Annotated in this window: 14 protein-coding genes; 4 read left to right on the forward strand and 10 right to left on the reverse strand. The window is 72.0% G+C overall.

Translation table 11 applies throughout. The features are described 5' to 3' along the window. Positions 1-54: 54 nt before the first annotated feature. Together DQ392_RS07835 and DQ392_RS07840 are read right to left on the reverse strand one after the other, a co-directional pair. On the reverse strand, positions 55-1,002 hold the full coding sequence (locus DQ392_RS07835; RefSeq protein ID WP_114014790.1) for an NADP-dependent oxidoreductase: 948 nt from the start codon (positions 1,000-1,002) through the stop codon (positions 55-57). A gap of 174 nt (positions 1,003-1,176) precedes the next feature. After that, a complete protein-coding gene (locus DQ392_RS07840) occupies positions 1,177-1,851 on the reverse strand; it encodes a LysR substrate-binding domain-containing protein (RefSeq protein ID WP_114014791.1) in 675 nt (224 codons plus the stop codon). Positions 1,852-1,977: 126 nt separating this feature from the next. On the opposite strand from DQ392_RS07840, the gene DQ392_RS07845 reads away from it, so the two are divergent. The 4 genes from DQ392_RS07845 to DQ392_RS07860 all read left to right on the forward strand — a co-directional run bounded on the left by DQ392_RS07845 (position 1,978) and on the right by DQ392_RS07860 (position 7,398). Next, positions 1,978-2,844, forward strand: a complete 867-nt coding sequence (locus tag DQ392_RS07845) for an IclR family transcriptional regulator (RefSeq protein WP_114014792.1) — start codon at positions 1,978-1,980, stop codon at positions 2,842-2,844. A 253-nt stretch (positions 2,845-3,097) separates the two neighbouring features. Then, positions 3,098-4,777, forward strand: a complete 1,680-nt coding sequence (locus tag DQ392_RS07850) for an OPT/YSL family transporter (protein ID WP_114014793.1) — start codon at positions 3,098-3,100, stop codon at positions 4,775-4,777. A 122-nt stretch (positions 4,778-4,899) separates the two neighbouring features. Next, a complete protein-coding gene (locus tag DQ392_RS07855; RefSeq protein WP_114014794.1) occupies positions 4,900-5,964 on the forward strand; it encodes a 2,5-dihydroxypyridine 5,6-dioxygenase NicX family protein in 1,065 nt (354 codons plus the stop codon). Between the two features lie 84 nt (positions 5,965-6,048). After that, positions 6,049-7,398, forward strand: coding sequence for an alpha/beta fold hydrolase (locus DQ392_RS07860; protein ID WP_114014795.1), 1,350 nt, complete (start codon positions 6,049-6,051; stop codon positions 7,396-7,398). 82 nt (positions 7,399-7,480) lie between these two features. On the opposite strand, the gene DQ392_RS07865 is transcribed toward DQ392_RS07860, so the two are convergent. The 8 genes from DQ392_RS07865 to DQ392_RS07900 all read right to left on the reverse strand — a co-directional run bounded on the left by DQ392_RS07865 (position 7,481) and on the right by DQ392_RS07900 (position 21,487). Then, positions 7,481-8,653, reverse strand: coding sequence for a beta-1,3-glucanase family protein (locus DQ392_RS07865; protein ID WP_114014796.1), 1,173 nt, complete (start codon positions 8,651-8,653; stop codon positions 7,481-7,483). A 456-nt stretch (positions 8,654-9,109) separates the two neighbouring features. Further along, positions 9,110-11,368 carry a HelD family protein gene (locus tag DQ392_RS07870; protein WP_114014797.1) on the reverse strand — a complete coding sequence of 753 codons (2,259 nt, stop codon included), beginning with the start codon at positions 11,366-11,368 and terminating at the stop codon, positions 9,110-9,112. A 175-nt stretch (positions 11,369-11,543) separates the two neighbouring features. Continuing rightward, positions 11,544-14,621 (reverse strand): alpha-mannosidase, encoded by a 3,078-nt coding sequence (locus tag DQ392_RS07875; protein ID WP_114014798.1) that lies wholly within the window; start codon positions 14,619-14,621, stop codon positions 11,544-11,546. Between the two features lie 34 nt (positions 14,622-14,655). Further along, positions 14,656-16,788: an endo-beta-N-acetylglucosaminidase gene (locus tag DQ392_RS07880; RefSeq protein WP_114014799.1), complete on the reverse strand. Its 2,133-nt coding sequence runs from the start codon at positions 16,786-16,788 to the stop codon at positions 14,656-14,658. Beyond that, positions 16,785-18,134 (reverse strand): glycoside hydrolase 5 family protein, encoded by a 1,350-nt coding sequence (locus DQ392_RS07885; protein WP_114014800.1) that lies wholly within the window; start codon positions 18,132-18,134, stop codon positions 16,785-16,787. Before DQ392_RS07885 ends, DQ392_RS07880 begins: the two co-directional genes overlap by 4 nt. 52 nt (positions 18,135-18,186) lie before the next feature. After that, positions 18,187-19,143, reverse strand: coding sequence for a carbohydrate ABC transporter permease (locus DQ392_RS07890; RefSeq protein ID WP_114014801.1), 957 nt, complete (start codon positions 19,141-19,143; stop codon positions 18,187-18,189). After that, complete coding sequence (locus DQ392_RS07895; protein WP_114014802.1) at positions 19,143-20,069, reverse strand: carbohydrate ABC transporter permease; 927 nt, start codon at positions 20,067-20,069, stop codon at positions 19,143-19,145. The genes DQ392_RS07890 and DQ392_RS07895 overlap by 1 nt, the downstream gene beginning before the upstream one ends. A 116-nt stretch (positions 20,070-20,185) precedes the next feature. Beyond that, positions 20,186-21,487, reverse strand: a complete 1,302-nt coding sequence (locus tag DQ392_RS07900) for an ABC transporter substrate-binding protein (RefSeq protein ID WP_425470501.1) — start codon at positions 21,485-21,487, stop codon at positions 20,186-20,188. Between the last annotated feature and the right edge of the window lie 809 nt (positions 21,488-22,296).

Genomic DNA, 22,296 nt, shown 5'->3' on the forward strand with positions numbered 1-22,296 from the left:
ACGAACTGCTCGCCCTCTGCGTGAGCGCGAGAACGGTGCACCGTCCGCGCGGGTTCACGGAGTGACGACGACCTTTCCGTGGACGTGCCCCGCCTGGCTCAGCTCGAAGGCGTCGGCCAGCCGGGTCAGCGGGAAGGTCTCCGCCACCCGAACCGTCAGCTTGCCCGCGTCGGCCAGGTCGGCCAGTGCGCCCAGGTCGTTGCCGTCGGGACGTACCCACATCCACTGACCGCCCGCCCGTGTCACCGTGTCGTCCGCGATGGAGGCGTGCCGGCCTCCTTCGGCGAGGACGGCGGAGGTGGTGTCGAGGACTCCGCCGACAAAGTCGGCGACGACCTCGACGCCGTTCGGGGCGAGCCCGCGCACCCGTTCGACCAGCCCCTCGCCGTAGGAGACGGGTTCGGCGCCCAGTGCCCGCAGCCGGTCGTGGTTGGCCGGAGAGGCGGTCCCGATGACGCGGGCGCCGAGCGAGCGGGCGATCTGCACGCCGAGCGACCCCACCCCGCCGGCCGCGTTGTGGATCAGCACCGTCTCGCCCTCACGCGTGCCCAGCCGGGTGAGTGTCTGGTACGCCGTCAGTCCGGCCAGGGGCAGCCCCGCGGCCTGCTCCCAGGAGAAGGCGGAAGGACGCCGCGCCAGGCACCGTACGGGCACGGTGACGTACTCGGCGAACGTCCCTCCGTGCACGTAGTCCTTGCGGGCGTAGGCGATGACCTCGTCCCCGCGGGAGAACTCGGGCACGTCGATGCCGGTCGCCTCGACGACTCCCGCGACGTCCCAGCCCGGGACGACGGGAAAGACCGTGTCCATGAGGTCCTTCAGACCGCCGGCCATGATCTTCCAGTCGACGGGGTTGACCGCCGCGCCGCGCACCCGGACGAGGACCTCTCCAGGGCCCACCTTGGGCCTCGGCTGCCGCGTCGCCGCCAGCACCTCCGTACCGCCGAACCTGTCGTACGTCATCGCCTGCATCGTCTCGCCGTCGAAGTCGCCGTGAGGCATGCGGTCGCACCCTTCCTTCGGTGATCTGTCCAGAGTCCGAAGAGTACGGGTATGCCCCTGCCACCGTCCGACACCGTGACCGTGCTCACGGGACATCCGCCACAGCGGCGGTAGGCACGTCCCAGCCCCGCGCTCCGGCGCCGCGTGGGGGGCCTGAGCGCCGCTCTGCCGCCGTCACTCTCCCCGGGCGGCCGGCACGGCAAGGACGAGCCGTTCGTGAGGCGGCTCGGGGCCGAGCGGGCGCCACAGCAGGTCGGGATCCGGGGGAAGACCGCTGTGCGGCCGCAGGGCGATCAGGTCGTGGCGGCCGAGGAGGCGGTGACGGAAGAGGGTATGGCCCCCGTCGTCCTCCGCCAGGGTCTCGGGCTGCCAGCCGTGGGCGCGCAGTGACGCCAGGACGGCGGCCGCGTACCCGGGCGCCCGGGCATCGGGAAACCACAGTAGACGCTGCCCGGTCAGCTCCGGCCAGGTCAGCCGCGCCCTGCTCGCGAGCGGGTGTCCGCGGTGCAGGACGGCGCCCAGCGGCTCGTCGCTGAGGACCCGCGGCGACAGCCCCGTGGCGTCCGTGGGGGTACGCAACAGACCGAACGCCAGGGTGCCCGCACACAGGGCCGCGGCCTGCCGCTCGGAGTCCACCTGCCGGCAGACGACCCGCGCCCCACGGCCCCGGGTGACGAGCTCTTCCGCACGGCTGAGGACGGGCTGCGGCACACCCCTGCACACGCCCAGGGTCACCGTGGGCTGCGCGCCACGCGCGGCCGCGCGAACGGGTCGCCGGTACCGGAACGGGTGAACGCGGGCCCACCCGGGAACGGCCCACGCGTCCGCGGCGATGCGGGCCGGGGGCATCGGCGTGAGCGGTGGCCGAACCCTTGACACCTCCGCACGGCCCCTCCATAGTGCTCCCCTCACAGCGCAACGGCGTTGCGCTGAGCGCACCGAGCTGGGTAGTACGGCACGACAGGAGGTGGGCGTATGGCCGGGGCGACCGACCGTTCGCCGCGGGCGGCGAAGCGTTCCGAGACGGCCGAGGGGGCACCGGCCTCGCAAGCCGAGGACTCCGCCAAGCGGACCGCCGCCCACCGGGAGCGCACCACGGGCACCCTGCAATCCGCGGATCGCGCCCTGGTGGCGCTGCTGGACTTCACCGAGCAACGGCCGGAGTGGGGGGTCAGCGAAATCGCCCGGCACCACGGCTGGGACAAGGCCGTCGCCCAGCGGCTGCTGACCACGCTCACCGCCCGTGGCTTCCTGATGTGCGACAGCACCACCCGCCGCTACCGGCTCGGTCCCGCCGTCTCACGCCTGGCCCGGGTCGGCGAGCACAGCGGGGTACTGCCGTCACTGGTCAGACCGGTGCTGGCCAGACTGCTGCGCGAGACCGGGGAGAGTGTGGTGCTCAACGTGCCCAACGGAGGCGGCTACCGGTGCGCCGCCGCCGTGGACGGTACCGGGCCCATCCGCTACACCGCCCTCGTCGGCGCCCTGATGCCCGGGCACGCCGGGGCGTCGGGGCACGCTCTGTTCGCCTACTACCCGGAGGCCGAGATCCGGCAGATCTTCGGGGCCACCGCGTTGCAGCGGTTCACCGACACCACGCTCACCACCGTCGACGCCCTGCTGGAGCGGTACGCGGTCCTCCGCGAGCAGGGCTGGGGCATCAGCCACGGCGAGTACGACGAGGCGGTCACGGCCGTCTCGGCCCCTGTCTTCCAGGCCGGCACCATCGCGGCGTCCCTCACCGTCATCGGCCCGAGCCACCGGGTCAGCAACGCGGCCGACGACATCGTCGAAGCGCTGCTCGCCGGAGCGGCCGAGGCGACCGTCGCCTTCGGCGACTGACCTTCCCCTTCCCTCGACTCCCCTCGACAGTTGCCCTGGGCGGCCGGCTGCCCGCCCCTCCCCCGGGTCCGGCTCGCCGCCGCTCACCCGCTTGTGGCCGCTCCCGGCACACCCGTCCGACCTCCCCTTCGCAGCCGTCCTCCGCCTCAGTCCTCCCCCGTCCTCGGTAACGGCTCCTTCCCGTCACAGCCTGTCGGCGGCGCGCCTCGCGCCGCGACCGGCTCCGCCCTGCCCTGCCCCCGCGAGGTCCGCCATGCCTTCTTCCGTCTCACCGGACACGGACACCACCGCTCCGCCGCCCGGCGGCGCGCCCCCCTCTCATCCGAGAGCGACCGAACCTTTCCTGCTCCTCGTGCTGGTCGCGCTGTCGGCGGTCGGTGCCGTCATCGGGATCGACCTCGTCGCCAAGCTCGGCATCTCCGCGAACACGGCGGTCGTCGGCGCCCTCATCGCCATGCTGATCGGGCGCGTCCCGCTGACGGTGCTGCGCCGGATGCGTTCCGTGCACCGGCAGAACCTGGCCCAGAGCGCCATCTCGGCCGCCACGTTCGCCGCCGCGAACGCGTTGCTGACCTCCGCGGCGGTGCCGTACGTCTTCGGGCGCAAGGACCTGGTCTGGCCGATGCTGGCGGGCTCGTTCGTCGGGCTGCTCATCGACGCCTGGGTGCTCTACCGCTCCTTCGGCTCCCGGCTGCTGCCCGCCGAGGGCCCGTGGCCTCCGGGGGTCGCCGCCGCCGAGACCATCGAGGCGGGTGACAAGGGAGGCAAGCGCGCCGCGGTGCTCGCGGGCGGCACGGTCGTCGGACTGGTCGGTACCCTCTTCCACCTGCCGCTCTCGGCCGCCGGCGTCGCCTTCCTCGGGAACATCTGGGCGTTGTCGATGTTCGGCGTCGGGCTGGGGCTGCGCGAGTTCGGGCCCCAGCTGTTCGGCACCGACCTGGGGGCGGGTTACGTCCCGCACGGGGTGATGGTCGGCGCCGGACTCGTCGCGCTGGGCCAGGCGGTGACCGTCCTGACACGACGCAAGAGCAAACGCGTGAACACCCGGGAGCCCGGCACTGCGGCCACGCCGCCTCCGCCCGTACCCGACCGGGGCGCTGGGCCCACGTCGCCCGTGGTGGACGAGGCCGCGCTGCGGCGCGCCCTGCTGCGCGGCTACGGGCTGTTCACGGCGGGCGCGGTTCTCCTCGCGCTGGCCGGCGGGCTCCTGGGCGAGATGAGCGTGCCCGCGCTGGTCGGGTGGGTGCTGTTCGCGGCGCTGGCCGCGCTGGTGCACGAGCTGATCGTGGGGCTGGCGGCGATGCAGTCGGGCTGGTTCCCCTCCTTCGCCGTCACCCTGATCTTCCTCATCCTGGGGCTGGTCATCGGCATTCCCTCCGTGCCGCTGGCGCTGCTGGTCGGCTACGTCTCGGCCACCGGGCCCGCCTTCGCCGACATGGGGTACGACCTGAAGGCGGGGTGGCTGCTGCGCCGTGACCACCGCCCCTGGGACCCGTGGGAACGGGCGGGCAGGCGCGAGCAGTTCCGTGCCGCGCTGGTCGGCTTCGCCGTGGCCCTGGCCGTGGTGGCCGTGCTGTGGCAGTCCTACTTCCGGCAGGGCCTGATCCCGCCCGTCGCGAAGGTCTACGCCGACACCGTCCGGCACGGTCTCAGCGACGGCGACGCGCTGCGCACCATGCTGCTGTGGGCGGTTCCCGGCGCGCTGATCCAGCTGTTGGGCGGTACGCGACGGCAGATGGGCGTCATGCTGGCGACGGGTCTGCTCATCCTCACCCCGCACGCCTGTGTGCTGGTCCTGGCCGGACTGGCGGTGCGTGTGGTCTACCGGCGGCTGCGCGGCCGACAGGCCGACTCGGAGCTCAACCTCGTCGGCGCCGGGCTCATCGCCGGCAGTTCCCTCGGGGACTCGGCGCAGATCATCAAGGCCGGGTGACTCCTGACGTGACGCCCTCCCGCACACCACGGTGCGTGCCGCGCGCCCGGCCGCCCCCGCCGTGGACGAGCCGCCGCGCACCGCGGCCCGACGCACGACGCACGCAGTACGAGGAGAACCCCATGGAAATGCACAGCCGTCTCGAACCACGCGCCGAGTACCTCGGCTTCGAACTCGCCCTCGCCGCCCGCAAGCTGGTCGAGCAGGTCATGCTGGTCAAGCCGGGCGAGCACGTGGTGCTCACGGGCGACACCAGCAGTGACCGGCGGGTCGTGGACGCCACAGCGCACGCGGTCGCCGCCGCCGGCGCGCACCCTGTCATCGTCTGGTACGAGACGCTGCCGGGCTCTTCCATGGAGCCGCCGCGACCGGTCGCCGGAGCCATCGCGGACGCGGACGTGTGGATCGAGTTCGCCGTCTCCTACCTCATGCACTCCGACGCCTTCCGCGCCGCCATGAGGAACGGCTGCCGCTACACCAATCTGACCGCCATGGACGTGCAGATGCTCGTCGCCACCGTGGGCCGCCCGGACTTCGACGGTGTGATACGGCTCGGCAAGGCGCTGGTGAAGCTGCTGGAGGACGCCGACGAGGTGCGCATCACCTCCGCGAACGGCACCGACATCACAGGGCGCAACGGGACGCGGCCGATCAACCTGCGCGGCAAGCCCGCCGAGAAGCCGGGCGAGACCGTCATGCTCTCCGGGCAGATCTCCTGGAACCCCCTGGAGGAGACGCAGAACGGCACACTGGTCTTCGACGGCGCGCTGTGGCCGCCGGACGAGTTGGGGCTGCTGCGCTCCCCGGTCCGCTGCACCGTCGAGAACGGCGTCGTCACGGCCATCGAGGGCGGGCAGGACGCCGAGACGTTCCGCCGCTGGATGGAGTCGTGGGACGACCCGAACATGTTCCGCGTCGCGCACTGGTCGCTGGGCTTCAACCCCGGGGTGCCGGCGCCCACCGGCCGGATCGTCGAGGACGAGCGGGTCTTCGGCTGTGTGGAGCTGGGCATCGGCACCAAGGGCGCCTGGATCGGCGGCGATCCCTGGGTCGCGGCCGCACACACCGACGGCAGTGTGCTGGGCCCCTCCATCTACCTGGACGGCGAAGCCATCGAGAAGGACGGCCGCTACGTGCACCCGGAGCTGGTCCGCATCTGCGCAGAGCTCGGCGTCGCGGGGTACTGACCGCCGCGTACCCGCTGTCGTTCCGCACGGGGGGAGGGCACCGTCCCCTCCCCCCGTGCGCCCCATCTCCCCAGGAGTCGCCCGATGAACTCCCCTGCCGGCCCACGCGCCCACGCGCCGGTCACCTACCGCCACGACGGCCTCGTGTGCACCGACCACACCCTCGACGTCCCCCTGGACCACACCGATCCCGACGGCCCGACGCTGGCTCTCTTCGCCCGCGAGGTCACCGCGGCCGGCCGCGCACACGAAGACCTGCCGCGGCTGCTGTGGCTCCAGGGAGGGCCCGGCGGACGCGCCGAGCGCCCCAACGCCGCCGGTGCGTGGCTGCGGCGCGCCCTCCAGGACTACCGCGTCGTGCTCATGGACCAGCGGGGCACAGGACGCAGCACCCCCGCGGACCGGCGCACCCTCGCCGCCTTCCCCGACGCCGAGGCGACCGCCGCCTACCTGGCGCACTTTCGCGCGGACTCCATCGTCCGCGACGCCGAGGCGCTGCGCGGCCACCTTCAAGGCGGCTCGGACCCGCGGGACGCGCCGCCTTGGACAGTGCTCGGGCAGAGCTTCGGCGGCTTCTGCGCCCTGAGCTACCTCAGCCTCGCTCCCGAGGGCCTGTCCCAGGTGTTCATCACCGGAGGGCTGCCCACCCTCACCGGGCACGCCGACGACGTCTACCGCGCCGCCTACGCCCGCACCCTCGCGCACAACGAGCGGTACTTCGCGCGCTACCCGGGCGACCAGGCCCTGGCCGACGCCGTCGCCGCGCACCTGGACGGCAACGACGTCCGCATGCCCTCGGGCGAACGGCTGAGCGTGCGCCGCTTCCAGATGCTGGGCATCACCTTCGGCACCGCCGCGAAGTTCGACAGCCTGCACTACCTGCTGGAGAGCGCGTTCGTACCGGGCCCGCGGGGGCCCGAGCTGTCGGATGTCTTCCTGCGCGGCGCCGACGCGGTGCTCTCCTTCGCCGAACGGCCCCTCTACGCACTGCTGCACGAGCCGATCTACGGTCAGGGCGGCAGGCCGACGGCGTGGTCGGCGCACCGGATCCGGGAGGAGTTCCCCGCCTTCGACGCCACGGGGATCGCGCACGGCGGCGCCGGGCCGCTCCGCTTCACCGGCGAGATGATCTACCCCTGGCAGTTCGAGGAGGACCCCGCGCTCGTACCGCTGCGTGAGACCGCCGAGGTGCTGGCCAGGCGCACCGACTGGCCGGCCCTTTACGACGTGGACCGGCTGGCGGCCAACGAGGTGCCCGTCGCGGCCGCCGTCTACTACGACGACATGTTCGTCGACCGTGAGCAGGCGCTCGGGACGGCCTCGCTGGTGCGCGGGCTGCGGCCGTGGATCACCAACACGCACGCCCACGACGGCGTCCGCACCGACCCCGCCGTCCTGGACCGGCTGTTGGCCATGGCCCGCGGCGCGCTCTGAGCGACCCGCTCCGGGCACGGGCGTGTGCGGTGCACGCCCGTGCCCGGAGGGCGTCCGGCCGACCGGCCGGAAGGGGGACGGGTCACTCGAAGGGCGTCAGGGTGAGCGTCATCTCCTTCACCCCGCCGTCCTCGATGTAGGAAGCGAAGCCGCCCACGTCGTCGAAGGCGAAACCGTAGGCCTTGCCGTCCTCGGTGGCGGCGTGCATGGCCTTGGCGTAGTGGTGGGTGAGGTCGCCCTGGTAGAAGGCGGCCGGGTCGGTGGTGGGCTGGTCGGCCGTCGACAGCAGGGTCGTGCGGTTGAAGGCGGCGCCCAGGATGGCGGCCACCGGTCCCGTGGTGCCGTCGTTGGGCGCGGCCAGGGCGCCGTCACAGAAGAGGACGTCCGTGGTGGTCGGCTTGGAGAACGAGACGGAGGCCGGTCCCGTGAAGGACAGCGTGTCGCCCGCCACGCGGCCGGTGAAGTCGCCCGCGTTGGTGGTGACCTTCAGGTCCTTGCCCTGGTAGGCGGACCAGACCTCGTCGATGTAGGACGCGAAGTAGTCCTCGGCGAACAGGCCGGCGCCGATGCCGTGTCCTGGCGCGATGACGCGCTTGTCGTCGATGACGAGCCGGGAGAACGCCTCGACGCCCTTGACCTGGTCGAAGATGCCGGCCCGCGCGCCGGGCTTGAGCGTGCCGGTGGTCTGGTCGGAGGCGCCCTTGAGCCCGATGGCCAGCGGAACGCTGAACATGTCCACCATGGTGGTGTTGCAGTACATGGCGCCGCCCTTGTAGGTGAACTCGGCGCAGTCGTGCACGACGGGGTAGTTCGGGTCGGACTCGACCCAGGCCGCGGGGTAGGCCAGCGCCGCACCCTGCTCGGAGCCGACGGCCTTGAACTTCAGCTTCTCGCCGCAGGAGACGTAGATCCGGCCGGACATCTCGGGCAGCTGCACGGTCGTCTCGTTGCCGGACAGCGAGATGGCGTAGTCGGTGTAGCCGTCAGGACCGTTGTCGGAGAGCTGGACCTGCCGCAGCTCGCCCTCGGGCGTGACGTAGCACTGGTTGGTGCCGTCGTTGCCCACGATGTAGAGGTGGATCGAGGCGTTGTCGTAGGCACCGCTGTTGTTGACGATTTTCAGCGGCAGGCCGGCCGCCTTGGGCTGCGAAGGGCTGCCGGCGCTCGCCTGCTGGGCTATGAGCGCTCCCGCGGGGACGGCGAGTGCGGTCGCTGCGGCGCTGCGCAGCAGTACGCGTCGGCTGAAGGGGGACACGGGATCGAACCTCCGGTGTTCGCGACGGTCACCCGGCCGGCGGGCGGTAACCCGTCGGACCTGGTGTAGGGGCGGGTTGCCTGCCGGGCCGGGCCGCGCCGGCGGGTGCCGTCCGCGTCGCGGCCTGGCAGGTCGGCGTGACGTCGCGCGCTCGCGGACCGCTGGCTCGCGGACCGTGCCGCCGCTCCCGGGCGCCCCGGAGCCGGTGCCCCGTCGGTGGGCACACGTGTGGCCGTCGTCATGACATGCGCTCCTCTTCGGTGGGGGGTGATGAGCGCTCTCACGTCACGGAAAAGCACCGTGTCCGAAGGTATGGACCATCGTCAAGAGGCAGACCGATATTCGCTTTGATCTCGTCTCGGATTGAACCGAACGCGGCCGGCAGCCGTAATGAGACCGGCCCGTCCGGGAATTACGGGCGGGGCCGGCGGATACCCGCGCCGCCGGCCTGAGACGTCAGCCGGGGCGTTCCGCGCTGCCCGCCGCGACTGCGTCCGACAACCCCACCGGCAGCGGGGACCGGTGCAGGATGCCGAGTGTCCGGGTGGCGCGGGTCAGAGCGACGTAGAGGTCGCTCGTGGTGAACTCGGCGGGCTCGACGACCAGGACCTGGTCGAATTCGAGGCCCTTGGCCTGGCGTGGGGTGAGCAGGACGAGGTGCCGGGTCAGGTCGGGGTCGGCGCCCGCGACGACCCCCGGAAGGAGGGCGGCCAGATCATCGTGCAGTCGCCGGGGCGCGATGACGGCGAGGCGTCCCTCCTGCGGGGTCTCGGCGGCCGCTGCCTCGGCAGCGGCCGCCGCCAGGTCGCCGGACACCTGCCTGATCCACGGCAGGGTGCCCTCGGAGCGGACCGAGGAGGGCGGCGTGAATCCGGGCCGCTCGGCGGCCACGACGGCGGCGGCGAGTTCCATCACCTCGCTGGGTGTGCGGTAGTTGACGTCCAGCCGGGAGTGCTCCCAGCGGTCACCGACGTAGGGATCGAGGATGTCCTCCCAGGAGCCGACACCGGATTCCTCGGAGGTCTGCGTGGGGTCGCCGACAAGGGTCATGGAACGGGAGGGGCAGCGCCGCATCAGCAGCCGCCACGCCATCGGGGAGAGTTCCTGCGCCTCGTCGACGATGACGTGTCCGAAGGCCCAGGTGCGGTCGGCGGCGGCGCGTTCGGCCGCCGTGCGGTGGTCGGCCTCCTCGTGGCGCTCGGCCATGCGCTCCGCGTCGATGATGTCGTGCGCGGCGAGGACCTCCGACTCGGTGTCCTCGAACTCGAACGACTCGGAGCCGCGGGCGACCTCCAGGACGCCCTGCGCGTACTCGATGCGCTCCTGGCGTTCGGCCTCCGCCGCGGCCTGCCGCGCGCTGTCGTCCTCGCCGAGGAGTTCGGCGGCCTCGTCCAGCAGCGGTGTGTCCGCCGGGGTCCAGTCGGCGGGCGAGGTGTGGGGTCTGCGGACGGCGGCGGCGTCCTCGTCGCAGAGGTGGGTGGGTTCCGACAGGTAGCCGGCGACGAACTCCACCGGGCCGATCTCGGGCCACAGTTGGGCGATCGCCGCGTGCACGTCGGGGTTGGCGGCGATGGTCTTGCCGAGTTGGGCGATGTCGTCGGGGCCCAGGAGGTTCGGGCCGCCGTAGGGGTCGGTCCCGATGCGCTCGACGAGCTGTGCCGTGAGCGCGTCGACGACGCGGAAGGCGAAGTGCGGCCGGGCCAGGTTGTGCGGGAGCAGGGTGGCGCGTGCGGCCTCGCGGGCCTCGTCGGCGAGGTGCCAGTCGAGGACCAGGTCGCCGTCGTCGTTCGGAATGATCATCGGCTCACCCGGCTCGGGTACCCGCTGCCGGTCGCGGACGGCCAGCCGCAGGATCTCCGCCATCTCGGCGCGGCCCTTGACCTCGGCGGCCCGAGCGCTGTCCGTGCCCCGCGCCTCGATGCCGGGGAACAGCTCGCCGAGGGTGGCCAGCAGCACACCCGTCTCGCCGAGCGACGGCAGCACCTCACCGATGTAGGCGAGGAACGCCGGGTTCGGGCCGACGACCAGCACGGCACGCCTGGCGAGGAGTTCGCGCTGCTCGTAGAGGAGGAACGCGGCCCGGTGCAGCGCCACGGCGGTCTTTCCGGTACCGGGCCCGCCCTCCACCACGAGGACGCCGCGGTGCGGTGCGCGGATGATGCGGTCCTGCTCGGCCTGGATGGTGCGCACGATGTCGCTCATGCGGCCGGTGCGGGCGGCGTTCAGGGAGGCGAGGAGGACGGTGTCACCGCTGGGGTCCTCGTGCCCGGTGCGTGCGGTGTCACCCAGGTCGAGGACCTCGTCGTGCAGCTCGGTGACGGTGCGGCCCTGCGTGGTGATGTGGCGCCTGCGGCGCAGGCCCATGGGGGTGTGCCCGGTGGCCAGGTAGAAGGGGCGGGCCGCGGGCGCGCGCCAGTCGATGAGGATCGGGGTGCGCTCGGGGTCCTTTTCCTCGTCCTCGCGGAGGCCGATGCGGCCGATGTGGTGCGCGGTGCCGCCCGCGAGGTCGATACGGCCGAAGCACAGCGAGCCGTCGACGGAGTTCAGCGCGGTCAGCGACCTCGTGCGTTCCGCCAGGCGCACGTCGCGTTCGACGCGTCCCTGCTTGGTGTTGCCGTCCGGCTCCTGCGCCTGGGCGACCGCCGACTCGGCCCACCGGCGCAGTGTGTCGACACGCGCGTAAAGGTGATCGACGTATTCCTGCTCGCTCCGCAATGCGACGCTTTCCCGGTTTGACAAATCGGCTCCCTGCCCGTTATGCTGGTTCCATTGGTGGCCCCGAATTGGGGCCTTTTTCTGTGGACACACAGAAACAACCAATGTAGCTCATGGAAATCCCCGGTCGCAATTCTGCGACCGGGGATTTCCCGTGCCGGGCGGGGTGCTTCCGCTACGCCTGGGAGAAGCGCAGGGTCACCAGCTCGAAGGGGCCGAGCGCCAGTTCCACCGAGCCGTCCTTAGTGGTGGTCACCGCCTCGCGCCCGGCGGACAGCGGCCGCTCCAGCAGATCGCAGGCCGTCACCCCCGCGAAGGCGAATCCGGGCGTCAGGCGGACCGGTGCGCGCCCGCCGTGCGCCTCGTGGAAGCGCACCACCACGTCGCCGCTCGCGTCATCGGCGAGCTTGACCGCGCTGAGGACCACGGCCTCGTTGTCGACGGCCGCCAGCGGGGCCACTTCTGCCGTTCCCTCGGTCTCGCGTACCGGCAGGTTGATGTGCCAGCCCTCGCGTACCGCGTCCCCGATTCCGGCGCCGGGGAGCAGGGCGTAGCGGAAGCGGTGCACCCCCTGGTCGGTGTGCGGGTCGGGGAACCGGGGCGCGCGCAGCAGCGAGAGGCGCACGGTCGTGGTGGTCCCGCCCGCCGCCGAGGCGTCCTCGCGCATGGCACGCGCCCCGCGGGTGACGTCGTGCCCGTAGGTGGAGTCGGTCACCAGCGCGGCGCCCCAGCCCGGCTCCTCCAGGTGGAGGAAGCGGTGGTTGCATGCCTCGAACTTGGCGGCGTCCCAGCTGGTGTTGGTGTGGGTGGGCCGGTAGAAGTGGCCGAACTGGGTCTCGGAGGCGTACCGGTCGGTGTGCAGGTCGAGGGGGAAAGCCGCCTTGAGGAACTTCTCCGTCTCGTGCCAGTCGACCTCGGTGTCCACGTCGAGCCGCTTGGCCCCGGCCGCCAGGGTGAGCACCTGCGTCGCGGATGAGGCGCCGAAAGAGCGGGTGACCCGCACCGAGGCCGCGGCGGGCCGCCCGGCTCGCGCCGGCTCCTCGGTCAGCGCGACCTCGTCGGCGTCCGTCAGGTCGGTGACGGTGTTGCGGTAGAACGCGTCCACGTCCCAGGCGTCCCACATGTTCGGGAAGTCGGGGTGGAGCTGGAGGAGGTTGGCGGCCTGCCCGGGGGCGACGGCTTCCCTGCGGGCGGCCAGGTCGTAGGCGGAGACGATGAGTCCACGCCCGTCGATCTCCACCCGGAGCAGCCCGTTGTCGAGGGTGAAGCCGCCGCCTTCGCGGGCGGTGGCGGTCACGGTGCCCTCGGGGACGGTGAGCACAGCCGCGCCGCCGGCGGGCACACCGCCGCGCGCGTGCGGGGAGGCGTTGAAGGCGACACGGGTGCCCTCGCCTGCCCCGCCCCTCATGAGGGCCCGCTGTGCGGCGTCGATGATGCCGGTCAGTTCCGCGGCGACCCGCGCGTAGGTCTCCTCCGCCTCCCGGTGCACCCAGGCGATGGAGGAGCCCGGCAGGATGTCGTGGAACTGGTGCAGCAGCACCGTCTTCCAGAGCCGGTCGAGCTGGTCGTACGGGTAAGCGTGTCCCGCGCGCACGGCGGCGGTGGCGGACCACAGCTCGGCCTCGCGCAGCAGGTGTTCGCTGCGGCGGTTGCCCTGCTTGGTCCCGGCCTGGCTGGTGAGGGTGGCCCGGTGCAGCTCCAGGTACAGCTCGCCCGCCCACACCGGCGGGTCGGGGTACTCGGCCTCGGCCTTGGCGAAGAAGGCGGCGGGACTCTCCCACTCGACGGTCGCCGAGCCCTCCAGGTTCCGCATACGGGCGGCCTTGGCGACCATCTCGCGCGTGGTGCCGCCCCCGCCGTCGCCCCACCCCGTGGGCGCCAGCGAGCGGGTGGCCCGGCCCTTGTCCTTGAAGTTGCGGGCCGCGTGGGCGATCTCCGAGCCCTTCATGGAGCAGTTGTAGGTGTCCACGGGCGGGAAGTGGGTGAAGATCCGTGTGCCGTCGATGCCTTCCCAGTTGAACGTGTGGTGCGGGAAGGAGTTGATCTGGCTCCAGGAGATCTTCTGGGTGAGCAGCCACTTGGCGCCGGCCGCCTTGATGATCTGCGGAAGTCCGGCGGCGAACCCGAAGGTGTCGGGCAGCCACGCCTCGTCGTTCTCGATGCCGAACTCGTCCAGGAAGAACCGCTTCCCGTGCACGAACTGGCGGGCCATCGCCTCGGAGCCCGGCATGTTGGTGTCGGACTCGACCCACATGCCGCCGGCTGGCACGAACCGGCCCTCGGCGACGGCCTTCTTGACCTTCGCGTAGACCTCGGGCCGGTGCTCCTTGATCCAGGCGTACTGCTGAGCCTGCGACATGGCGTAGACGAAGTCCGGCTCGTCCTCCAGCAGCGCCGTCATGTTGGAGGTGGTACGGGCCACCTTGCGTACCGTCTCGCGCAGCGGCCACAGCCAGGCGGAGTCGATGTGCGCGTGGCCGACGGCGGTGATGCGGTGCGCCGAGGCGCGGGCGGGGGCGCTGAGGGCGTCGGTGAGGCAGGCGCGTGCCGCGGCTGCGGTGCCGGGGACGTTTTGCAGGTCGAGGGCGTCCAGCGCGCGGTCGAGGGCGCGCAGGATCTCCCAGCGCCGGGCGCCGTCGGCGGGCAGCTCCCGCATCAGTTCGTCCAGCACCTCCAGGTCCATCACCAGGTTCCAGACGTCCTCCTCGAAGACCGCCAGGTCCATGCGGGCCAGCCGGTACTGGGGCTCGCTGCCGGCGGTGTCCTTGTCACCCAGGTCGGTGGGGAGGAAGGGATGGTAGTCGAGGATGACCGGGTTGGAGGCGGCCTCGATGTGCAGGTCGACCGGCTCGCCACCGGCAGCGCTCTCGGTGACGCGCACCCACTGGTTGCGCGGGTTGAGCCCCTTCACCGGCGAGCCGTCGGGGCGGTAGACCAGGCCCTCGCACTGGAAGCCGGGCATGTTTTCGTCGAAGCCCAGGTCGAGGACGGCCTCGACGGTGCGGCCCGCCCAGTCGGCCGGCACGCTGCCGGTCACCCGGAACCAGCTGGTGCCCCAGGGCGCGCCCCACTTTTCCCCCACGGCGATCGGGGAGTGCGGCGCCGCGAGCCCCTCGGCCACCGGGACCGGCTCGCCCGGCGCGTGCCAGACCGTCACCTGGAGCGGGACGGAGGAGGAGTGGACGGCGGGGCGGATCCGTTCGTCGAGGACCCGCTTGAGGCGGCCTTCGGTCAGTGCGCGGTCGTCGTGCATGAGTACTGCTCTCCGTAGGGGTTTCCGGTCGGGCTTACCAAGGGTGGCTGGTGGAGGCGGAGGAAGACGAGTGGGTGTACAGCTCCCCCACGGTGTGCAGGGTGAAGCGGGCGGCCTTCTCGCCCTGTTCGGGTCGCAGCCCGGGTACGTAGAAGGCGTGCTGGCAGGTGGCGCCGAGGAAGCGCCGGGTGCCGTCGGGCAGCAGGCGGTGCAGCGCGTAGTGGCGTACCTGTCCCGGGGCGGGCTGCCAGGCCAGGCGCAGCGCGGTGGTGCCGTCGCCGTCCGGTGCCGCCTCGGTGACGCGCAGCGCGCGGGGCGGTGCGTCAGGCGCCTGATGCCCGTCGCGCACGGCGAGAGCGCCCAGCCGCCAGCTGGTCGCGGGGACGGTGCCGCCGGGTGGCCCGTCGACGGGGGTGACGCGTACGCCCAGCGTCCTGACGGTGCGGGGGCCGGGTACGGGCAGGTGGCGACCGAGGCGTACGGTCGCGGTGACCCAGCCCGCCCCGTCTGGCCTGGCGGTGCCCGCGGGCAGGTAGGTGAAGGGTACCGGCGCGCCCGGGCGGTCGGGTTCCCCGAGGGCGACGGCCAGTTCGACGCTGACGCCCGCCGGGCCTTCCGCTGCGCGGTGGGTGAGCGAGACGGTGGTGTGCGGGCCGACGGGCAGCCGGGTGGAGTACAGCTCGATCGTCACGGGTGCGTCGAGCCTGCCGGCGACCAGCAGGCTGCTGCCGCCGTGCCAGGCGTCGGCGAAGTCGAAGGAGACCTGCGGGCGGGTGCCTTCGGTGGTCACTGCCCAGCGCCGGGCGGGCAGCCGGTCTTGAAGTCCGAGGTGGTTCCACTGCGCGTCGGAGGTCACCCGGCCCTCCTCGTACCACCGCAGTCCGTAGCCGGTGTTGAAGGTGGTGGCGAAGGGGACGGCGTCGATGGTGGAGCGGTCGGCGACCACGGCCGCCGGTGCCCGCCAGTCATCGCCCGGATGGCCCGGCAGTGTGGGGTCGAGCGACCTGCCGGTCCACAACCGGTCGTCGGCGGCGTGGAAGCCCTCGGGGGTGCGCTCCTTCTCCGCAAGGTGGGTGAGGGTCCACTCGGGCCGGTAGAAGCCGTAGCTGACGGTGTGGGGCCCGTCGGTGGGGACGATGGCCTCCCAGTCGACGTCGGTGTTCCAGCCCTCCTGCTCGACGTCGACACCCGCCTGGAGCGCGTAGCGGTCACGGCCGAGGTCCTCGGCGAACCGGCCGGAGGAGTCCAGGCTGTCCGGGGTCCACCTGAAGTCGAGGAACATCGCGTCGCCGACCTTGCCCCGCGCGTCGTGGAAGAAGTCGCGGTTGGCCTCGTTCAGCGCGCCCTGCCATCCCACCTCGCCCTCACGGGTGAGCGCGTCGTACCAGGTGAGACGCAGGCCGTGGTGGTTGCAGAGGGCTCGCATCCGACGCAGGAAGCCGTGCATGTGCCCGGCGAGTGCGGCGTCGCCGCCCTCGGTCTCGGCGTTGACGAACCAGCCGTCGAAACCGTGGGCCACGGCCACCTCGGCCAGCCGGTCCGCCAGTGGGTAGCCGCCCGATGCGTCCCGCCGCACGAGGTCGCGGGTCCAGCGCAGCCTTCCACCGTGGCCGACGGGCGGCAGGAAGACGGTGCCGAGGACGGGCACACCGTTGCGGTGTGCGGCGTCCACGACCGGGGCGTTGGGCGCGAGGATCAGCCCCTCCCCCGCCGAGCCTCCCCAAAAGACCAGCTCGTCCAGGTACGCCCACTGGGTGAAGGCGTAGTAGTCGGCGCTGTCGCCGCCCTGCGCCGGGTTGCCGGCCGTGTGGTCGAAGGCGACCAGGGCGCTGATGCGGGCCTGTTCCGCCCTGGCCGAGGTGTTGGCGGCGACGGGCGTGAAGCGCCGGGCCAGTGGGACGGACGCCTTGTTGAAGGGCAGGTCCGCGTCCTCCTCGGGGCGCCAGTCCTTCAGGCTCCGCCACACGACGCCCTCGCCGGGTGAGCCCGAGGGGAGTGAGTCGGGGAACCAGTAGGAGGCGTGGGGCTGCCCGGCTCCGCCACTCCCGGAGGCGGCGCGGGCGGCGGCGCTCCCGGAGGCGGCACGACCGGAGGCGGGCACGGTGAGCGGGCCGAGGAGGGCGGCGGCGGCCGTCGTGGCCGAGCCCAGGACGGTGCGGCGCCTCATGTCTGCTCCTCGATGGTCTGTGCGGCGGCCTGCTCGACGGTGACCAGGTCGGTGATGCCGCGGGCGGTCAGGTGTGCGGTGTCGCGGGACCGTTCGGCCAGCACCACGGCGGGACGCATCCCCGCGGCGGTCAGCCGGGCGAACGCCTCGAAGAAGGCGCCGCCGGGTGCGCACACGGACCTGCCGGGCCGGGCTCCGTCCGCGTCGCCGCTCCCTCGTGGCCCCTCGGGATGCTTCCCTTCCGGTCCCTCGGGATGCGCGTCCAGGACGAGCGCCGTGGTGCGGGGGGCGGGCGGGCGCGGGGCCGCTTTGTGCTCCCCTACGGCCTCGGCCAGTGCGCGGGCCGCGGGTTTGGGCCGCTGGTCCTCGGTGAACAGGCCGAGGGAGTACTCGAGTTCGGGGAAGTCGGCGAGGCCGCGGGGGACGTCGTGGGAGCACCACCAGGTGACGCCCCACACGTCGGCGCAGTCGAGTGCCGCGTCGACGGTGGCGCGGGTGAAGGCGGCGGCGTGCTCGGCGGGGATGTGCGGTGCGGGCGCTCCCACCTCCTGGAGCCACACGGACCTGTGCGGGTCGTCGGCCCACGCCTTGGACAGCTCGATCAGATAGGCGGCGTGGTGTTCGGTGGCCACCCCCGCGTGGCCGTGCCGCTGCGCGGTGCCGTTGAAGACCCACGAGTGGACGGCGGTCGCCGCGCCGAGGCGGGCGGCGTGCGCGGGGGTGAAGGGGTGCCCGTCCAGGTACCAGGCCGCGTCGTACTCGGCGTGCAGGTGCCACTTGTCGGGGGCGCCGGCACGGCAGGCTTCCAGCATGCGCCGCAGCCACTGTCCAGCCTGGTCCTGGGTGATGCGGTCGGGGTCGGGGTGCGGGTCGCCGGAGAACTGGTTGATCTCGTTGCCCACCGTCATGCCGAGGAAGTTGGGCCGGTCCGCGAGGGCGGCGGCGAGGGCGCGCAGGTAGGTGGCCTCGCCCTCGACGACGTCCGGGTCGGTGAAGAGGTTGCGGCGGTGCCAGGTGCCGGTCCACGCGGGCAGGAAGTCGAAGCTGGACAGATGGCCTTGCAGCCCGTCGACGTTGACGTCGAGGCCGCGCTCACCCGCGGCGTCGACGAGCCGCACCAGCTGTTCGAGCGCGCGGGGCCGCACGAGGGCGCGGTTGGGCTGGAAGAGGGGCCACAGCGGGAAGACGCGGATGTGGTCGAGGCCGAGGGAGGCGATGGAGTCGAGGTCGGTGCGCACCGCGTCAAGGTCGAAGTCGAGCCAGTGGTGGAACCAGTCGCGAGACGGGGTGTAGTTGACTCCGAAGCGCGGGGCGGACGAGGGCGTGGGGGCGGACGTGTGCGTCATCGTGTGGTGGTGTTCCCGGGGTAGGAGGCGGCGTTGTCGCGGTGCGGGCGTCTCAACCCTTGACGGCGCCCTCACCGACGCCGCGGAAGAAGTAGCGCTGGAGACAGGCGAACATCACGATCAGCGGCAGTACGGCGATGATGGTGCCGGCCGCCACGAGCCGCTGGTCGTCGGCGAAGGTGCCGTGCAGGTAGTTGAGGCCCACGGTGAGGGTGAAGTTTGCGGGGTCGCTGAGCACGATCAGAGGCCACAGGAAGTCGTCCCAGGCGGCCATGAAGGCGAAGATCGCCACGACGGCCAGCGTGCCCTTGACGGACGGCAGCGCGATCCGCACGAACCGCTGCCACACGTTGGCGCCGTCCACGAGGGCGGCTTCCTCCACCTCGAACGGCAGGTGGGAGAACGCGTTGCGCATCAGCAGCACGTTCATGGCGCCGACGGCGCCGGGCAGCAGCACCCCGAGCAGGGTGTTGTTCAGGTGGAGCGCCCGCGCCATGGTGAACTGGGCGATGATGATGCTCTCGAGCGGGACGAGCATCGCCATCACGAAGACGACCACGGCGACCCCGCGTCCGCGGAAGCGGAGCCGGGCGAGCGCGTAGCCCGCCAGAGAAGCGCCGACGAGGTTGGTCGCCACGCTGCCGACGGCCACCGTGAGGGAGTTGAGCGCGTAGTCCCACACCGGGATGATCTCGGCGACGCCGGCGTAGTTGTCGAGAGTGGCGTCGGAGGGCAGCAGCTTCGGCGGATAGCTGTAGATGTCCTCGCCCGGCCCCTTGAGCGAGGTGGACAGCTGCCACAGGAAGGGACCGGCCATGACGGCGAACACGACCAGCAGCAGCAGGTAGCGCAGCGCGGTCTGCCACCCGGGGGGCCGTCTGCCGTCCTCCCCCGCCGGTCCCCGCAGCCGGCGGGGACCGGGGCTGCCTGGGCGGCGCACTCCGCCGCGACCCGCTCCCTCGGCGTCCGGTCCTGTGCGCGGCGCCGGATGCGCGGTGACGGCTCCCATTACGCGTCCTCCTTCCGGTTGGCCCGCAGCACCAGCAGCATCAGGCCGAGCGTGATGACGAAGACGACGACGGAGAGCGCCGAGGCGTACCCCACGCGTCCGTTGAGTCCGGTACCGACCTGCTGGACGAGCTGCACCAGCGTGGTGTCCTCGCCCGCGGGGCCGCCGTTCTCCCCCGCGAGGAGGTAGACCTCGGAGAAGACCTTGAAGGCGCTGACCGAGGAGAGCGCGGCGACCAGCACCATCGTGCTGCGCAGGGCGGGGACGGTGACGCTGAGGAAGCGGCGTACGGGCCCCGCGCCGTCGACGGCGGCGGCCTCGTGGAGCTCCCTGGGCACGTTGTTCAGCACCGCCAGGTAAATGATCATGTAGTAGCCGAGGCCCTTCCAGACCGTCAGCAGCATCGCGCTCACCAGGATCAGCGTCGCATCGCTGAGGAAGCCCACCGGGCTCGCTCCCAGCGCCTCGAGAATGCCGTTGACCAGCCCGCGGTCGTCCAGCATCCAGGACCAGATCAGCCCCACGACCACGACGGAGGCGACGACGGGTGTGTAGAAGGCCGCCCGGAAGAAGGCGATACCGGGGATGTGCCGCCTCACGAGCATCGCGAGCAGCAGCGGCAGCAGCACCAGCAGCGGCACGGTCACCAGCACGTACAGACAGCTGTTGCCAAGCCCCGTCCAGAACATCTCGTCGTGCACGAGCTGGCGGAAGTTGGCGAACCCGACGAAGGATCCTGGCACCAGTGTCCGGTTGTCCGTGAAGGAATTCCCCACGGTGAGGAGGAAGGGAGCGAGGCTGAAGGCGGTGACGGCCAGCAGACCGGGCGCGAGGAACAGCCACGGGCTGGTGGGCAGGTGTCTGCGCACGCGCCGGGGCGCCGCCTTGGGCGCTGTCCCGGGTGGTGCGGGGGTGGCTGACGTCATTCCGGTTCCTGGTCCTTCGATCGGCTCGGCTCAACTCGTCGCGTGCCGGTCCGCGCCTGTGCGATGCGGTGCGGCGCGGTCCCGCGCCCGGCCGCTGTGCGGCCGGATCCCGCGTCTCAGCCGAGTTTCAGCAGGCGGTTGCATTCCTCGGCGGCGCGGTGCAGCGCCTTCCCGGGCGATTCGTCACCACGCAGCGCCCGGGTGACGGCGTTTTGCAGGACCGTCTTCATGTCGTCGCTCAGCAGCACCGGGGTGTAGTTGACGGCCTTCTCCAGTGACTTGGCGGAGGCGACGCGCACCCGCGTCTTGTCGGTGCCGTCCTGCTCGGTGAAGAACTTCTCGTCCAGCGCCCCCTCGGTGCTGGGGAAGACGGTGGTCTCGTGGGCGAACGCCCTCTGGTTCTCGGCGTTCGTCACGAAGTGCGCGAAGGCGACGGACGTGGCCTTGTTGTCACCCGCCGCGTTCACCATCAGACCCTGCACGTACATGTTGGGATGCCCGGTGTTGTTCGGCGCGTCGGTGATACCGATGTGCTCGTAGAGACTCGGTGCGTCCTTCTTGAACTTGTCCAGGTCCAGGGCGCTGCCGGGGTTCATCGCCACCGACTGCTGCATGAACTTCCGCCCGGCCTGCTCGGGCGTGGAGGTGAACGCCTGGGAGTCCAGGGCCCCGGCCCGGTAGAGCTTCTTGTAGCGCTCCAGCAGTTCGACGCCCTTGGGCTCGTCGAAGGTGAAGGCGGTGCCCGAGGGGTTCATCACCCGCACGCCGTAGCGCCCGAAGTCCTCGATGGTGGGCACGTTGGCCAACGTCGCGATCTTCCCGTCACTGCGCTCGGCCATCGTCAGCGCGGCGTCGAAGAGTTCGTCGTAGGTCCGCGGCGGATCGTCCGGGTCGAGGCCGGCCTTGTCGAAGAGACGCTTGTTGTAGAAGAGCGGCCCGGTGTTGAGATACCAGGGGAAGGCGTAGGTGCCCTTCATGCCGGGTATCTTCGTGCTGTTCCACGCGGCCGGCAGGTACTCGTCCCGGTACTGCGGGGCCGCGCTGTCGAGATCGAGCGCCATGTGGGCCTTCGCCAGCGGGGCGGCGAGATCGGGTGAGACGTTCACGACGTCGGGCAGGGTGCCGCCCGCGGCATCCGCGCTGATCTTGTCCGCGTAGCCCTCCGCGGGCTGGTCGACCCACTTCACGTGCGTGCCCGGATACCTCTTCTCGAACTTGTCGATCAGTTTCTCGAAGTAGTCCCGGTAGGCGGCCCGCAGGCTCCAGGTCTGGAAAGTGATCGTCCCGCGCACCTCGCCCTCGGCGCTCGTGGTGTCCACCTGCTGTGTCCCCACAGTGCACGCGGAGAGGGCCAGGACCCCCACGAGGGCGAGGGCGGCTGTGCGGGAACTGCGCACGGCTTCGCGGGACTTGCGCACGACGAACAGCTCTCCTTCGAGCAGGACGGAAACACGCCGCGGAGCGGCCGGCGTCCGGCGAACGCGTGGGCAGGGGGCTCCGGGCGGGACGGCGCTGACATCGATGTCAGGCGTCGGCGCCGAGAAATAAGCTGCATTGCCGCGACGGGAAAGTCAATAGCTCCCCGGAAAGGCGCCCTTCGCCCTGCCCGTGACGCGTGCCGGGGCTCGGGGCCGCTCTTGCGTTCGTGAGCTAATGCGCTTTAGCTTGGGAGTGCTTAAGCGGTTTAGCTGTGGCCTCCGGCCGCCGTCCGCCAGGGACGGGCCGCCCCCGGGCGCGGTGGTGGGACCGGGGTGCGGGCGGGCCACGGGGCGTTGGCGGCGGGCTGCACGCTGCGAGCAGCGGGCGATTGCTGCCAGGATTGACCGCAGGCCGCCGGAACGACCGACGCCGTCGCGGGGAGGCTGCCGGGACGACCGGGGCGGTCGGGGAACCGGGACGAGGCGAGACGAGGGGCGGGCTGACGTGGATTCCGTGGACGCGGTGCACACGGAAGGAGCCGTCGAGGCGGAGAGCGCGGACGCGACGGCGGCAGCGGCGGACCATACGCGAGAGGCCGGACCCGCGCCCGCGGCGGACGGCGCCGAGAAGGGTGGAGCCACGGCAGCGGTGAGCGCCAGTACCCACGCCTCCGGACCGTCAGGCACGGGCAACGCGCCTGAGGCCAGGGACACGAGTGACGACGGCCACGGCCCAGGCACGACGAGCATCGGCGCCTCCCCTGGCCCGACGGGCGGGAGTGACACCCCGGGCGGAAGCAGCACAAACG

This window comes from Streptomyces reniochalinae, from assembly GCF_003323735.1.
GTDB lineage: Bacteria > Actinomycetota > Actinomycetes > Streptomycetales > Streptomycetaceae > Streptomyces > Streptomyces reniochalinae.

Coding starts and splice junctions, on each gene's coding strand:
- DQ392_RS07890 (WP_114014801.1), bottom strand. CDS start 19,143: ATGGGAGCCGTCACCGCGCATCCGGCGCCGCGCACAGGACCGGACGCC.
- DQ392_RS07835 (WP_114014790.1), bottom strand. CDS start 1,002: ATGCCTCACGGCGACTTCGACGGCGAGACGATGCAGGCGATGACGTAC.
- DQ392_RS07880 (WP_114014799.1), bottom strand. CDS start 16,788: ATGAGGCGCCGCACCGTCCTGGGCTCGGCCACGACGGCCGCCGCCGCC.
- DQ392_RS07885 (WP_114014800.1), bottom strand. CDS start 18,134: ATGACGCACACGTCCGCCCCCACGCCCTCGTCCGCCCCGCGCTTCGGA.
- DQ392_RS07845 (WP_114014792.1), top strand. CDS start 1,978: ATGGCCGGGGCGACCGACCGTTCGCCGCGGGCGGCGAAGCGTTCCGAG.
- DQ392_RS07860 (WP_114014795.1), top strand. CDS start 6,049: ATGAACTCCCCTGCCGGCCCACGCGCCCACGCGCCGGTCACCTACCGC.
- DQ392_RS07875 (WP_114014798.1), bottom strand. CDS start 14,621: ATGCACGACGACCGCGCACTGACCGAAGGCCGCCTCAAGCGGGTCCTC.
- DQ392_RS07855 (WP_114014794.1), top strand. CDS start 4,900: ATGGAAATGCACAGCCGTCTCGAACCACGCGCCGAGTACCTCGGCTTC.
- DQ392_RS07840 (WP_114014791.1), bottom strand. CDS start 1,851: ATGCCCCCGGCCCGCATCGCCGCGGACGCGTGGGCCGTTCCCGGGTGG.
- DQ392_RS07850 (WP_114014793.1), top strand. CDS start 3,098: ATGCCTTCTTCCGTCTCACCGGACACGGACACCACCGCTCCGCCGCCC.
- DQ392_RS07895 (WP_114014802.1), bottom strand. CDS start 20,069: ATGACGTCAGCCACCCCCGCACCACCCGGGACAGCGCCCAAGGCGGCG.